Below are 13,481 nucleotides of genomic sequence, written 5' to 3' on the forward strand. Positions count from 1 at the left end.
GCTTGATCACTCTCGATAACCTGGCACACACTCTTCACACCATCCCCTGCCACACCACATGTGACGCGAGGACCCACGCTGCCTGCGCACCGTCTGCCGTACCTGCCCACCCCGCTCGACGCCTTCAACGCCGCCCCCGCCGACGAGGCCCGAGCCCTGCTCCTGCGCTGCCTGCGCAGCCTGCGCTGGTCCCGCCGGATCGCCGACCACCGCCCCTACCCCGACCTGGACTCCCTCCTCGCGGCAGCGGACGAGGCGGCGTACGACCTCTCCCCCACCGACCTCTCCGAGGCCCTCGCCGGCGAGTCCCTCCCCGAGCTCCCCGCCGACACCTACTCCGCCGCCCACACGGCCCTCGCCGCGGCCCACGCGGCCTACGAATCCCGCTTCGGCCACGCTTTCGTCGTCTACCTGGGCGATGCCCGGCCGAACGAGGCGATCGACCACACCCTCGAAGGCATCCGGTCACGATTGACCAACGATCCCGAGGAGGAGCGGGTAGTAGCGGCTGAGCAGCTCCGGCGCGTCGCAAGAAGCAGACTCGCCACCTACCTCAGGGGCGCGGGGCAGTGTCCGTCAGCGGCTCCGCCGCGGGGCGCGACCAGCCACAACGCACCCGCGGTCGGCAGCTGACAGGTCCCCCCACCCCCCCTCGGCCGATAGCCCAACCGCGTGCCACTTTGATCACACAACAAGGCCCCCCGTAAGCCACTGGTCGACGCATGGATACGATGCTGAGGGCCGGTGGACCGTACCCGGCCGGGCCCGACCGACACCGAAGCCGGCGCGGCCCTAGTCCCCGCTCCCGGAGGGTTCTTCCGTGCCGGCTGGAACGCTGTACCGCGGCCGGGAAGGAATGTGGTCCTGGGTGGCTCACCGAGTCACCGGCGTCCTCATCTTCTTCTTCCTGTTCGTGCATGTGCTGGACACCGCTCTCGTCCGTGTCAGCCCCGAGGACTACGACAAGGTCGTAGCCACCTACAAGACGCCGATCGTGGGCCTGCTGGAGTACGGCCTCGTCGCCGCCATCCTCTTCCACGCGCTCAACGGCCTGCGTGTCATCGCCGTCGACTTCTGGTCGAAGGGCCCCCGCTACCAGAAGCAGATGCTCTGGACCGTCGTCGGCGTCTGGGTCGTGCTGATGCTCGGGGCGATCTACCCCGTCCTCGGCCACGCCGTTCGTGTTCTGTTCGGGAGCTGACAGCCATGTCCACGACTGAAACCACCGCGCCCGGGATCGGCCCCGTCGAGGGCTCCGGCTCGTCCCTCTACGACGTCGACAACCCGGCCCCCGTCATCGAGGCGCCGCGCAAGCGCACCAAGAAGACCCCGCGCTCCACCCGCGGCAACTTCGAGATGGTCGCCTGGCTGTTCATGCGGCTGTCCGGCATCGTGCTGGTCGTCCTCGTCCTCGGCCACCTGCTGATCCAGCTCGTGCTGGACGGCGGCGTCTCCAAGATCGGCTTCGCCTTCGTGGCCGGCCGCTGGGCCTCGCCCTGGTGGCAGGTCTGGGACCTGCTGATGCTCTGGCTCGCGATGCTGCACGGCGCCAACGGCCTGCGCACCGTCATCAACGACTACGCGGAGCGTCCCGCCTCCCGCATGTGGCTGAAGGCGCTGCTGTACACCGCCACGGTGTGGACCATCCTGCTGGGCACGCTGGTGATCTTCACCTTCGACCCGAACATCCGCTAGGCACGGGGCTGCGAGAATCATGAAGATCCACAAGTACGACACCGTCATCGTCGGCGCCGGTGGCGCCGGCATGCGCGCCGCCATCGAGGCGACGAAGCGCAGCCGCACCGCCGTGCTGACCAAGCTCTACCCCACCCGCTCCCACACGGGCGCCGCGCAGGGCGGCATGGCCGCCGCGCTGGCGAACGTGGAGGAGGACAACTGGGAGTGGCACACCTTCGACACGGTCAAGGGCGGTGACTACCTGGTCGACCAGGACGCCGCCGAGATCCTGGCGAAGGAGGCCATCGACGCCGTCCTCGACCTGGAGAAGATGGGCCTGCCGTTCAACCGGACGCCGAACGGCACCATCGACCAGCGCCGGTTCGGCGGTCACTCCCGCAACCACGGCGAGGCCCCGGTCCGCCGGTCCTGCTACGCGGCCGACCGCACCGGCCACATGATCCTCCAGACGCTGTACCAGAACTGCGTCAAGGAGGGCGTGGAGTTCTTCAACGAGTTCTACGTCCTGGACCAGCTGATCACCGAGGTCGACGGGGTCAAGCGCTCCGCCGGTGTGGTGGCGTACGAGCTGGCCACCGGCGAGATCCACGTCTTCCAGGCGAAGGCCGTCATCTACGCGTCCGGCGGCTGCGGCAAGTTCTTCAGGGTGACGTCCAACGCGCACACCCTCACCGGTGACGGCCAGGCCGCCGTGTACCGCCGGGGTCTGCCGCTGGAGGACATGGAGTTCTTCCAGTTCCACCCGACCGGCATCTGGCGCATGGGCATCCTGCTCACCGAGGGCGCCCGCGGTGAGGGCGGCATCCTGCGCAACAAGGACGGCGAGCGCTTCATGGAGAAGTACGCTCCCGTCATGAAGGACCTGGCGTCGCGTGACGTCGTGTCCCGGTCCATCTACACGGAGATCCGCGAGGGCCGCGGCTGCGGTCCCGAGGGCGACCACGTCTACCTGGACCTGACCCACCTGCCGCCGGAGCAGCTGGACGCCAAGCTGCCCGACATCACCGAGTTCGCGCGGACCTACCTCGGTATCGAGCCGTACACGGACCCGATCCCGATCCAGCCGACCGCGCACTACGCGATGGGCGGCATCCCGACCAACGTCGAGGGTGAGGTCCTCAGCGACAACACCACCGTCGTCCCGGGTCTGTACGCGGCCGGCGAGGTCGCCTGTGTCTCCGTGCACGGCGCCAACCGCCTCGGCACCAACTCGCTGCTGGACATCAACGTGTTCGGCCGCCGCGCCGGCATCGCCGCCGCCGAGTACTCCGCGAAGTCCGACTTCGTCGCGCTGCCGGAGGCCCCGGAGGCGCAGGTCGTCGAGCAGATCGAGCGGCTGCGCGCCTCCACCGGCACCGAGCGGGTGGGCGCGCTCCGCAAGGAGCTGCAGGAGACCATGGACGCCAACGTCATGGTGTTCCGCACCGAGCAGACGATCAAGACCGCGGTCGAGAAGATCGCCGAGCTGCGCGCGCGGTACAAGAACGTGTCGATCCAGGACAAGGGCAAGCGGTTCAACACCGACCTGCTGGAGGCCATCGAGCTGGGCAACCTGCTCGACCTGGCCGAGGTCATGGCCACATCGGCGCTGGCCCGCAAGGAGTCCCGCGGCGGTCACTACCGCGAGGACTACCCGAACCGCGACGACGTCAACTTCATGCGCCACACCATGGCGTACCGCGAGGTCGGCGACGACGGGTCCGAATCCATTCGTCTGGACTACAAGCCGGTCGTCCAGACCCGGTACCAGCCGATGGAGCGTAAGTACTGATGGCTACCCCCGTTATGGACAAGGAAGAAGCGGCCGGACAGCCCGAGCCCGGCTTCGCCGACTCCCCCAACATCACGGTCACCTTCCGCATCCGCCGGTTCAACCCGGAGGTCTCGGCGGAGGCGGTCTGGGAAGACTTCCAGCTGGAGCTCGACCCGAAGGAGCGTGTCCTCGACGGTCTCCACAAGATCAAGTGGGAGATCGACGGCAGCCTGACGTTCCGCCGTTCCTGCGCGCACGGCATCTGCGGCTCGGACGCGATGCGGATCAACGGCAAGAACCGGCTGGCGTGCAAGACGCTGATCAAGGACATCAACCCGGAGAAGCCGATCACGGTCGAGCCCATCAAGGGTCTCGCGGTCCTCAAGGACCTGGTCGTGGACATGGAGCCGTTCTTCCAGGCGTACCGGGACGTCATGCCGTTCCTGGTCACCAAGGAGACGAACGAGCCGACGCGCGAGCGTCTGCAGTCGGCCGAGGACCGGGCGCGCTTCGACGACACCACGAAGTGCATCCTGTGCGCGGCGTGCACCTCGTCCTGCCCGGTGTTCTGGAACGACGGCCAGTACTTCGGTCCGGCCGCGATCGTGAACGCCCACCGCTTCATCTTCGACAGCCGTGACGAGGCGGGCGAGCAGCGCCTGGAGATCCTGAACGACCGGGACGGCGTGTGGCGTTGCCGTACGACGTTCAACTGCACGGACGCCTGTCCGCGCGGTATCGAGGTCACCAAGGCGATCCAGGAGGTCAAGCGGGCGCTGATCACGCGCCGCTTCTGACCGTCCGCCCCGGTCCACCGCGAGGGCCCCGCTTCCGTCCGCACCGGACCGGAGGCGGGGCCCTCGGACGTGGCGGGTGGGTCCTGCGCGGGTCCTGCGGACCGGTTCGCCAGCCGGGGCCGGAACTGGCAGGATGAGGCGCTGATCCGACAGGGTGATCAGTACGGCCGGGAAGCGGGGGACGACAGCATGAGCACGCCGAATCCGTATCAGGGCGGAGCCGAACAGTGGGGCCCGGGTCAGCCGCCGGCCGCACCTGGCTACGGCTACCCGCCCAAGCCCAACATGCCCGTCCCGGCGGGTCCGGCCTACGGCTTCCCGCACCAGCAGCCGCCCGGTCCGGCGCCCATGGGCGGGGGCGGCGCGCCCCTGTTGTCCATCGGCGACATCACGGTGATGGGCGATCAGATCATCACCCCCTCCGGCACGCTGCCGCTGCGCGGTGCGGTGTGGAACGCCACGGACATGTCGCACACCGAGGAGAAGATGCCGTCGCACGCGATCGTGCTGGCCATCATCTTCTTCATCTTCTGCCTGCTCGGCCTGCTGTTCCTGCTGATGAAGGAGAAGAAGACCACCGGCTTCATCCAGGTCACCGTGACGAGTGCGGGACGGCACCACTCGACGATGCTCCCGGCCCACAGCCCGCAGAGCTTCACCCAGGTCATGGGGCAGATCAACTACGCGCGCTCACTCAGCAACATGTGAGGCCGTGCGCGTCTCCCGGCCCCGGGGAGGGTCGGGCGCTAATCTGACGACATGTCAGACGAAGAGTCGTACGAACTGCTCGGGTTCGACAACGTCGTCCTGCCCGTCGGCAGCCTCGCGGAGGCCGTCGGGTTCTACGAGCGCGCCGGGTTCACCGTGGGCTTCCGCTTCGACGAGGCCGGGATCGCCCTGCTGAAGGTAGGCGGCGAAACACCGGGCATCCTGCTCCGCGTCGAGGAGGAACTGGGCCACCGCACCCCGCCCTGGCCCTCCCCCCGCATCTGGCTGGAGGTCCCGGACACCCGCACAGCCGCCCGCGAACTGCAGGCAGCCGGCATCCCCCTCCTCGACGAGCCCTTCCCCACAGCAACCGGCTGGACGGTAGAACTGGCCGACCCCTGGGGCAACACCCTCGGCCTGACCGACTACACCAAACGCCCAGAACTGGGCCGGAGAACGAGCATGACGGGATAACTCCGTGTGCTTGACGCGCCCCAAAGGGGCGCGGGGCTGTATCAATATGCGGCTCCGCCGCGTGGGCGCGACCAGCCCCAACGGCGCCGCAGCCGGACGACGGTCCCCAGGGGCACAGCCGACCGCATAAGCTCACATTCGTGCCCGCGAAGAACGACGGCCCCCCCTCGGCCAACCCCAGCAGCAGCAAGTCCGAGCAGACCCGTGCCCTCATCCTGGAGACGGCCATGCGCCTCTTCCAGGAGAACGGCTACGACAAGACGACGATGCGGGCCATCGCCAAGGAGGCCGGCGTCTCCGTCGGCAACGCCTACTACTACTTCGCCGGCAAAGAACACCTGATCCAGGGCTTCTACGACCGCATCGCCGCCGACCACCAGCTGGCCGTACGCCAGGTCCTGGACCGGGAGACCGACCTGGAGTCACGGCTGGCCGGGGTCCTCACCGCGTGGCTGGACATCGCCCGGCCGTACCACGAGTTCGCGGTCCAGTTCTTCAAGAACGCCGCCGACCCGGACAGCCCGCTCAGCCCCTTCTCCCCGGAGAGCGAGCACGCCCGCGAGCAGGCCATCAGCGTGCACCGGGAGGTGCTGGCCGGCTCGAAGTCCAAGGTGGCGCCCGAACTGCGGGACGCCCTACCCGAGTTGATGTGGCTGGCCCAGATGGGCCTGGTCCTGTACTGGGTGTTCGACCGCACCGAGGGCCGTGAGCGCAGCTACCGGCTGGCCCGGCGCGGCGCCCGGCTGACCGCGCGCGGGGTGGCCCTGGCCCGGTTCCGCGCCCTGCGCCCCCTGGTGCTGGAGGTCCACGAGCTGTTCACGGACTTCCTGCCGGGCATGACGAAGGCCCTGCCGGACCCGGCGGCCAAGGGCCGGCCCGGGTCCGTCAAGGGCGACTGATCAGATCCACTTCAGGAGCCACAGGCGGAACACGCCCGTGCCGTCGGCGAGGTACTGTCCGCCGCCCACGTCCTCGTTGCTGACGACGTACTCCTTGGCCTGCCACAGCGGGATCAGGGGCACGTCGGCGGCCACGTCACCCTGGAGGCGGCGGAAGTCCTGCGCCACCCGGCTGCGGTCGGCGTACTGCTGGCTGTCCCGGATGAGGCCGTCGACGGACTTGTTGCTGTAGCCGGTGAACATGGTGGAGCCGGTGCCGACGAGCGGGGCGCCGAAGGTGTCCGGGTCCGGGTAGTCGGCCACCCAGCCGACCGCCCAGGCGTCCATCTTCCCCGCGGCCCACAGCTTCTGGAACTTGGTCCACTCGTAGCCCTTGACGTCCACCTTGAACAGGCCGCCCGCCTCCAGCTGCTTCTTCAGCTCGGCGGCCTCCTGCTTGCCCGCGCCCCGGCCCTCGCCGTACCCGAAGGTGAACTCGACGGGCAGCTTGACGCCGGCCTCGGTGAGCAGCTCGCGGGCCTTCTTGACGTTCTGCGTCGGGTAGGCGTCGAAGAACGACGTGGTGTGGCCGATGAGGCCGGTCGGGACCAGGGAGTACAGCGGGTCGACCGTGCCGTCGTACACCGTCGCGGCCAGCTGCTCGCGGTTGACCAGCCAGGCCATCGCGCGCCGCACCCGCGCGTCGTGCAGCGGGGAGCCGGCGTGGGTGTTGAGGTACAGGTTGCGGGTCTCGGCGCTGTCCGAGACGGACACGCGTTCCCTGGGGTCGCTCGGGTTCAGCGCGGACAGCACGTGCGGCGGGAGCGTCCGGGTGGCGACGTCGAGCTGCTTGCCGGCCCAGGCGTCGTTGAGCTTCTGGGAGTCGCCGTAGTAGCGCAGCTCGATCGGGCGCCCGGTGCTGTCGAGGTAGCCCTGGTAGCTCTTGTTCGGCGTCAGGTCGGCCTTGCTGTTCTTGGCGTACGCCGTCAGCGTGTACGGGCCGGTGCCGTCCACCTCGGAGCCGGTGCGCAGCGCGTCCGCCGGGTACTTCTCCCGGTCCACGATCGACCCCGCGCCGGTGGCCACCTTCAGCGGGAACGTGGCGTCGGGCGACGACAGGTGGAAGGTGACGGTGTGCGCGTCGTCGGCGCTCACCGAGCCGAGCGTGGAAAGCAGGGACACCGGGCCGACGTCCGAGTGGATCTTCTTGACCCGGTCGAAGGAGAACTTCACGTCCTCGGCGGTCATCGCGCGTCCGCTGGGGAAGGTGATGCCGTCACGCAGCGTGCACCGGTACTGCTTCAGGCCGCTGCCGCTCACGAAGGCGCAGCTCTTGGCCGCGTCGGGGACCGGCTGCACGCCGCCCGGCTCGAACGTCAGCAGGGTCTGGAAGACGCTGCTGTACAGGGCCCAGGAACCGGCGTCGTAGGCGCCGGCCGGGTCCAGTGAGGTGACGGCGTCCGTCGTACCGACCGTGATCGTCTTGTTCTTGTTCTCCTGCGACGGCAGCAACTGCCAGCCGCCGATTCCCACGACCGCGAGTACGAGCAGTGTCACGAGAATGCGCATGCGAACAGATCGCATGGTGGTGCCCCTCCCAGGCCTGCCAAGGCCCTACCCCTGGCTCAGCACACATACCGCCACCCCCTAGTGGCGCGGCTCACCTAATCACACGTTTTTCACCTGGGGGAAGAGCAATCCGACAGATGTGCCAGAACTTACGAAGGCCCGGCTTTCACAGGGTGCGCACAGAGAGGGACCCGCGCCGGTCATGTCGTCCGGCGCAGCGCGCGCAGTCCGCGCAACCCGATGCCCCCGACGACCGTCCCCAATACGAAGGAGACGACCGCCAGCGTCAGGTGCACCCAGAAGTAGGCGGTCGGGTGCCCGTTGTCGAAGGCGAGACCGCTGCCGTCCTTGACGAGATTCTTGACGAAAGTGACCCAGATGACCCAGCTCCACACCCCGAAGGCGAGCAGGAACCAGGAGACCGGGCGGCTGAGTTTCATACGTCCAGTATCGCGGTGCCCCTCCTCGCTCCCGGCCGGGGGTGGGGGCCGGGTCGGGGCGCCGGAGGCCGCTCCAGGTACGTTTCCGAGCGTGCCCGCACCGAAGAACACCGCCCGGCGCGCCCTGCTGGTCGCCTCCGCCACGCTGCTGTCCCTGTCCGCCGCCGCGCCCGCCGCCCTCGCGGCCCCGCCGCCCTCGGCCACTCCCTCCGCGACTCCGACGGCCACTCCCCCGGCGACGATGTCCACGCTGGGCGGGGCCCGGCTCGGCCTGCCCGGCACCCAGGTCAACCTGGGTGCCGGGGTCCCGGTGCTGCCCGAGGGACTCACCGCCAAGTCCTGGATCGTCGCCGACGCCGAGTCCGGGGAGGTGCTCGCCGCGCACAACGCGCACTGGCGGCTGCCCCCGGCGAGCACCCTGAAGATGCTGCTCGCGGACACCCTGCTGCCCCGCTTCCCGAAGACGACGAAGCACAAGGTGGTGGCCGCCGACCTCAAGGGCATGGGCGCCGGTTCCAGCGTGGTCGGCGTAGAGACGGGCCACACGTACACCGTTCACGACCTGTGGCTCGGCGTCTTCCTGCGCTCCGGCAACGACGCCGTGCACGTGCTGTCCGCGATGAACGGCGGAGTCCCGCAGACCGTGGAGGACATGCAGGCCCACGCGGACGAACTCCAGGCCGGCGACACGCACGTGGTCAGCCCCGACGGCTACGACGAGCCGGGGCAGGTGTCGTCGGCGTACGACCTGACGCTGTTCGCCCGTTCCGGACTGCAGAAGAAGGACTTCCGGGACTACTGCTCGACCGTGCGGGCCACCTTCGAGTCGAAGCCCATCCAGAACACCGACCGGCTGCTGAGCGGCGACACCGACGTGCCCGTCTACCAGGGCATCGCCGGGGTGAAGAACGGCAACACCACCCACGCGGGCGCCACCTACACCGGCGTCGCCGAGCGGAACGGCAAGGTGCTGCTGGTCACGATGATGAACCCGCGGAAACACGAGCACAACGAGGTCTACAAGGAGTCCGCGAAGCTGCTCGACTGGGGCTTCCAGGCGGCCGGCAAGGTCACTCCCGTGGGCGAACTCGTGCCGCCGGTGAACGCCGTACAGGCGTCCGCGCAGCCGTCGGCCGACGCCACGTCCGGCGCCTCGGCGAGCACGAAGCCGCGCACCGGCGGCGCCGGGTCCACGGCCGCGGCGAGCGCGACGACCGGGCACGGTTCGCGGGGCATCGGCATCGCCCTGGCCGTCGCCGGGGGGCTGCTGGTGCTGCTCGCGGGCGGGGCGTTCCTGGTCAACCGCCGGTGGCCGCTGCCCGACCTGATGCGCCGTCGGCCCCGTCCGTGACGGGGGCCGCCGCCGGCTGCGCCTCCTTGCCCGGCGTCGCCGTCCAGGAGGCGCAGAACAGGACCAGTTTCGAGGTGAAGTTGATCCACAGCAGCAGGGCGACGGGGACGCCGAACGCGCCGTACATGCTCTTCGCGGCCACCCCCTGGATGTAGCCGCTGAGCAGCAGCTTCAGCAGTTCGAAGCCGATCGCGCCGGTCAGCGCGGCCACCACCAGGCGGCGGCGCGGCGGTTCGACGCCGGGCAGCAGGGTCAGGACGTAGAGCAGTACCAGGACGTCGGCGGCCACGGCGACGGCGAACGCGGCGATCTGGAGCAGGACCGTGCCCCAGCCGTGTTCGGCGAGGCCCAGCAGTGAGGCGAGCCGGCCCACCAGCGCCGAGGCCAGGGTGGAAACGGCGAGCGTCACCAGCAGCGCGCCGCCGAGCCCGAGCAGGATGCCCGCGTCCTTGGCCTTGGCGACGACCGGGTTCTCGTCCTGGTCGGGCAGCTCCCACACCGCGCGCAGGCAGTCCCGCGTCTGGCCGACCCAGCCGATGCCGGTGAACAGCAGCGCGGCACCGGCGATGACGCCGACCGTGCCGGCGTTCTGGACCAGCGAGGTGAGATCCAGCTGGTCGGAGAGGCCCGGGAACTGGGCGGCGATCTTGTGCTGGACGGTCTCCTGCCGGGCCGGGTCCAGCGTGGCGGCGGCGATCGCGGCGGCCACGGTGAGCAGGGGGAACAGGGCCACGAAGCTCACGAACGTCATCGCGGCGGCCAGGCGCGTCCACTTCACCCGGTCCAGCCGCTCGTACGACCGCCACGCGTGCGTGTCCATCAGGCGGGTGACGATCGGCCCGACGCCGGGGAGCTTCTTCAGCCAGTCCATGATCGGACGTCTGCCCGTTCCCGCGCCCGTCAACACCGCGTTTCTTCACCAAGGCGGACATATACGGGCGATACGGTCGACTGTCATGAAGGACGCCACCGATCTGCCCCAGTCCCTGCTCGTCCTCGGCGGAACCTCCGGGATCGCGCTGGCCACCGCCCGCCGGCTGATCGCCCGCCGCACCCGCACGGTATGGCTGGCCGGCCGCCCCTCCCCCGCGCTGGAGTCCGCCGCGGACTCGCTGCGCCGCCTCGGCGCCGACGTCCGCACCGTCGCCTTCGACGCGCTCGACCCCGAGTCCCACGTCGAGACCCTCGGCAAGGTCTTCGCCGACGGGCCCGTCGACTGCGTCCTCCTCGCCTTCGGTGTCCTCGGCGACCAGGCCCACGACGAACGCGACCCGCTGCGCGCCGTCCGCATCGGCCAGACCAACTACACCGGCGCCCTGTCCGCGGCCCTCGTCTCGGCGAGCGCCCTGCAGAGCCAGAGCCACGGCTCCCTGGTGGTCCTCTCCTCGGCCACCGCCGAACGCCCCCGGCGCGCCGACTTCGTCTACGCCTCCAGCAAGGCCGGCCTGGACACCTTCACCCAGGGCCTCGGCGACGCCCTGCACGGCACCGGCGTCCACGTCATGCTCGTACGCCCCGCCCCCGTCCGCCGCACGGGCCTCCTCACCACGACCCCGGAAGCAATCGCCACCTCCATCGAACTGGGCCTGCGCAGAGGCTCGGAGATCATCTGGGTACCAGGCGCCCTCCGCCTGCTCATGTCAGCCCTACGCCACACCCCGAGGGCGCTGTTCCGCCGGCTGCCGATCTAGTCGCCGGCCAGCAAGAGCGCCCCTCAGGGGCGCGGGGCCGTATCGATACGCGGCTCCGCCGCGTGGGCGCGATCAGCCACAACGGCGCCGCACCCGCGCGACAAGGGAGCCCACCACTACGAGACCGCGCTACGGCCGAACCGCGAAGCACTCCCCTGTGACGGCACCACCCCAGCCCCCCCGAACACGAACTCCCGCAGCTTCCTCCACACCCCGTCAGAGCCCTGCTCGTACAGCGCGAACCCCGTGCAGGACCACTCCGCGTCGAAGCCGGCCAGTTCCTCGAACGCCCGGTCCATCGCGTCCTCGTCGATCCCGTGCGCCACGGTCACGTGGGGGTGGTACGGGAACCGCAGCTCCAGGGCCACCGGCCCCGACGCGTCCCGCACCCTCTGCTGCAGCCAGGTGCAGTCCTCGGCCCCCTGGACGACCCGTACGTAGACCACCGGCGACAGCGGCCGGAAGGTCCCCGTGCCGGAGAGCCGCATCGGGAACGGCCTGCCGGTCGTGGCCACCTCGGTCAGGTGCGCCTCGACGGCGGGCAGCGCGGACGCGTCCAGCTCGGTCGGCGGCAGCAGCGTGACGTGCGTGGGGATGCCGTGCGCGGCGGCGTCGCCGAAGCCCGCGCGCCGCTCCTGGAGCAGGCTGCCGTGAGGCTCCGGGACCGCGATCGACACACCGATCGTTACGGTCCCCACGTCGTCTCCTGTCGTCGGTGTCCGGGCTTCGACTGTACGGCCACACCCGCGGTGTCGGCAGGTGCGGCCGAGGTGATGTGCAGCGCTTGGCTCAGCGGGGCTCAGTGCTTGGCCGGCAGGAAGCCCATCCGGTCGTAGGCATGGGCGAGCGTCTCCGCGGCGACGGCCCGCGCCTTCTCCGCGCCCTTGGCCAGGATGGAGTCGAGCGTCTCGGAGTCGTCCAGGTACTGCTGGGTGCGCTCGCGGAACGGGGTCACGAAGTCGACCATGACCTCGGCGAGGTCGGTCTTCAGGGCGCCGTAGCCCTTGCCCTCGTAGGCGGCCTCCAGGTCGGTGATCGCCTTGCCGGTGAGCGTCGAATAGATCGTCAGGAGGTTACTGACGCCGGGCTTGTGCTCACGGTCGAAGCGGATCACCGTGTCGGTGTCGGTGACCGCGCTCTTGACCTTCTTCGCGGTCGCCTTCGGCTCGTCCAGCAGGTTGATCAGGCCCTTCGAGGTGGCCGCCGACTTGCTCATCTTGGCGGTCGGGTCCTGAAGGTCGTAGATCTTCGCCGTCTCCTTGAGGATGTACGGGCTCGGCATGACGAAGGTGTCGCCGTAGGTCTGGTTGAACCGGTCGGCGAGGTCGCGGGTCAGCTCCAGGTGCTGGCGCTGGTCCTCACCGACGGGGACCTGGTCGGCCTGGTAGAGCAGGATGTCGGCGACCATCAGCATCGGGTACGTGAACAGGCCGATGGTGGTGCGGTCGTTGCCCTGCTTGACGGACTTGTCCTTGAACTGCGTCATCCGGGACGCCTCGCCGAATCCGGTGATGCAGTTCATCAGCCAGGCGAGCTGGGCGTGCTCGGGCACGTGGCTCTGCACGAACAGCGTGCACCGCTCGGGGTCCAGGCCGGCCGCGAGCAGCTGGGCGGCGGCGACCCGGGTGTTCTCCCGCAGCTCCTTCGGGTCCTGCGGGACCGTGATCGCGTGCAGGTCGACGACCATGTAGAACGCGTCGTGGGTGTTCTGCAGGTCGACCCACTGACGGACGGCGCCGAGGTAGTTGCCGAGGTGGAACGAGCCTGCGGTGGGCTGGATTCCGGAGAGCACACGGGGACGATCCTGCATGGCGAAGCCATTCCCCTGAGGGTGGTGGTGGGCGACGGGCGGGCGGTCGTTGGCCATGTTCACCATTCTCTCAGGTTCGGCACCCCGATCCGGAACTGGTCGGGAACAGGTGGGCCGCGATCGGTGCCCGGCGGTGTAACAAGGGAGCAGGGTGGGGCTGCCGGGCCCCGGAGCGGGAGGGGGCGGGCGATGGCCGGGCGGGGTGGACGGCTGGGGGGAGCCGTGACGGCGGCGCTGCTGCTCGGGTGGGCGGGGGCCTCCGGCGCGTGGGCCGAAGACGGCGGCACCGGTGCACCCGGTGTGCCGGACGTG

At 69.8% G+C, this 13,481-nt stretch carries 15 protein-coding genes; 9 read left to right on the forward strand and 6 right to left on the reverse strand.

Annotated features, from left to right (window positions below):
• Nucleotides 1-60 precede the first annotated feature (60 nt).
• The 5 genes from DBP14_RS12030 (at nt 61) to DBP14_RS12050 (ending at nt 4,248) form a co-directional block, all read left to right on the forward strand.
• Nucleotides 61-633: a 2-oxo-4-hydroxy-4-carboxy-5-ureidoimidazoline decarboxylase gene (locus tag DBP14_RS12030; RefSeq protein WP_129307234.1), complete on the forward strand. Its 573-nt coding sequence runs from the start codon at nt 61-63 to the stop codon at nt 631-633.
• Nucleotides 634-820: 187 nt separating this feature from the next.
• On the forward strand, nt 821-1,201 hold the full coding sequence (gene sdhC, locus DBP14_RS12035) for a succinate dehydrogenase, cytochrome b556 subunit (protein ID WP_129307235.1): 381 nt from the start codon (nt 821-823) through the stop codon (nt 1,199-1,201).
• Nucleotides 1,202-1,206: 5 nt separating this feature from the next.
• On the forward strand, nt 1,207-1,695 hold the full coding sequence (locus DBP14_RS12040; RefSeq protein ID WP_129307236.1) for a succinate dehydrogenase hydrophobic membrane anchor subunit: 489 nt from the start codon (nt 1,207-1,209) through the stop codon (nt 1,693-1,695).
• A gap of 19 nt (nt 1,696-1,714) precedes the next feature.
• Nucleotides 1,715-3,469 carry a succinate dehydrogenase flavoprotein subunit gene (gene sdhA / locus DBP14_RS12045; RefSeq protein WP_129307237.1) on the forward strand — a complete coding sequence of 585 codons (1,755 nt, stop codon included), beginning with the start codon at nt 1,715-1,717 and terminating at the stop codon, nt 3,467-3,469.
• Complete coding sequence (locus DBP14_RS12050) at nt 3,469-4,248, forward strand: succinate dehydrogenase iron-sulfur subunit (RefSeq protein ID WP_129307238.1); 780 nt, start codon at nt 3,469-3,471, stop codon at nt 4,246-4,248. The genes sdhA and DBP14_RS12050 overlap by 1 nt, the downstream gene beginning before the upstream one ends.
• A 404-nt stretch (nt 4,249-4,652) precedes the next feature.
• Here the strand turns inward: DBP14_RS12050 and DBP14_RS37430 are convergent, their stop codons facing one another.
• On the reverse strand, nt 4,653-4,916 hold the full coding sequence (locus DBP14_RS37430) for a hypothetical protein (protein ID WP_347239644.1): 264 nt from the start codon (nt 4,914-4,916) through the stop codon (nt 4,653-4,655).
• Between the two features lie 91 nt (nt 4,917-5,007).
• On the opposite strand from DBP14_RS37430, the gene DBP14_RS12060 reads away from it, so the two are divergent.
• Nucleotides 5,008-5,430: a VOC family protein gene (locus DBP14_RS12060; RefSeq protein WP_129307240.1), complete on the forward strand. Its 423-nt coding sequence runs from the start codon at nt 5,008-5,010 to the stop codon at nt 5,428-5,430.
• A gap of 140 nt (nt 5,431-5,570) precedes the next feature.
• Complete coding sequence (locus DBP14_RS12065; protein ID WP_129307241.1) at nt 5,571-6,329, forward strand: TetR family transcriptional regulator; 759 nt, start codon at nt 5,571-5,573, stop codon at nt 6,327-6,329.
• Here the strand turns inward: DBP14_RS12065 and DBP14_RS12070 are convergent, their stop codons facing one another.
• Nucleotides 6,330-7,877 (reverse strand): ABC transporter substrate-binding protein, encoded by a 1,548-nt coding sequence (locus DBP14_RS12070; protein WP_129307242.1) that lies wholly within the window; start codon nt 7,875-7,877, stop codon nt 6,330-6,332.
• A 200-nt stretch (nt 7,878-8,077) separates the two neighbouring features.
• Nucleotides 8,078-8,317, reverse strand: a complete 240-nt coding sequence (locus DBP14_RS12075) for a hypothetical protein (RefSeq protein WP_129307243.1) — start codon at nt 8,315-8,317, stop codon at nt 8,078-8,080.
• A gap of 91 nt (nt 8,318-8,408) precedes the next feature.
• On the opposite strand from DBP14_RS12075, the gene DBP14_RS12080 reads away from it, so the two are divergent.
• Nucleotides 8,409-9,668 carry a D-alanyl-D-alanine carboxypeptidase gene (locus tag DBP14_RS12080; RefSeq protein WP_347239645.1) on the forward strand — a complete coding sequence of 420 codons (1,260 nt, stop codon included), beginning with the start codon at nt 8,409-8,411 and terminating at the stop codon, nt 9,666-9,668.
• Here DBP14_RS12080 and DBP14_RS12085 read toward each other — a convergent pair.
• Nucleotides 9,616-10,539, reverse strand: a complete 924-nt coding sequence (locus tag DBP14_RS12085) for a YihY/virulence factor BrkB family protein (RefSeq protein WP_129307245.1) — start codon at nt 10,537-10,539, stop codon at nt 9,616-9,618. The genes DBP14_RS12080 and DBP14_RS12085 overlap by 53 nt on opposite strands.
• A gap of 85 nt (nt 10,540-10,624) precedes the next feature.
• Between DBP14_RS12085 and DBP14_RS12090 the strand changes: the two genes are divergently transcribed.
• The gene (locus DBP14_RS12090; RefSeq protein ID WP_129307246.1) at nt 10,625-11,359 is read left to right on the forward strand and encodes an SDR family NAD(P)-dependent oxidoreductase; all 735 of its coding nucleotides are present in this window, start codon (nt 10,625-10,627) and stop codon (nt 11,357-11,359) included.
• Between the two features lie 116 nt (nt 11,360-11,475).
• Here DBP14_RS12090 and DBP14_RS12095 read toward each other — a convergent pair whose 3' ends face one another.
• Nucleotides 11,476-12,057 carry a 2'-5' RNA ligase family protein gene (locus tag DBP14_RS12095; RefSeq protein WP_129307247.1) on the reverse strand — a complete coding sequence of 194 codons (582 nt, stop codon included), beginning with the start codon at nt 12,055-12,057 and terminating at the stop codon, nt 11,476-11,478.
• Between the two features lie 101 nt (nt 12,058-12,158).
• The gene (trpS, locus tag DBP14_RS12100) at nt 12,159-13,169 is read right to left on the reverse strand and encodes a tryptophan--tRNA ligase (RefSeq protein ID WP_129311810.1); all 1,011 of its coding nucleotides are present in this window, start codon (nt 13,167-13,169) and stop codon (nt 12,159-12,161) included.
• Nucleotides 13,170-13,481 lie beyond the last annotated feature (312 nt).

It is taken from the genome of Streptomyces sp. L2 (genome assembly GCF_004124325.1).
Lineage (GTDB): Bacteria > Actinomycetota > Actinomycetes > Streptomycetales > Streptomycetaceae > Streptomyces.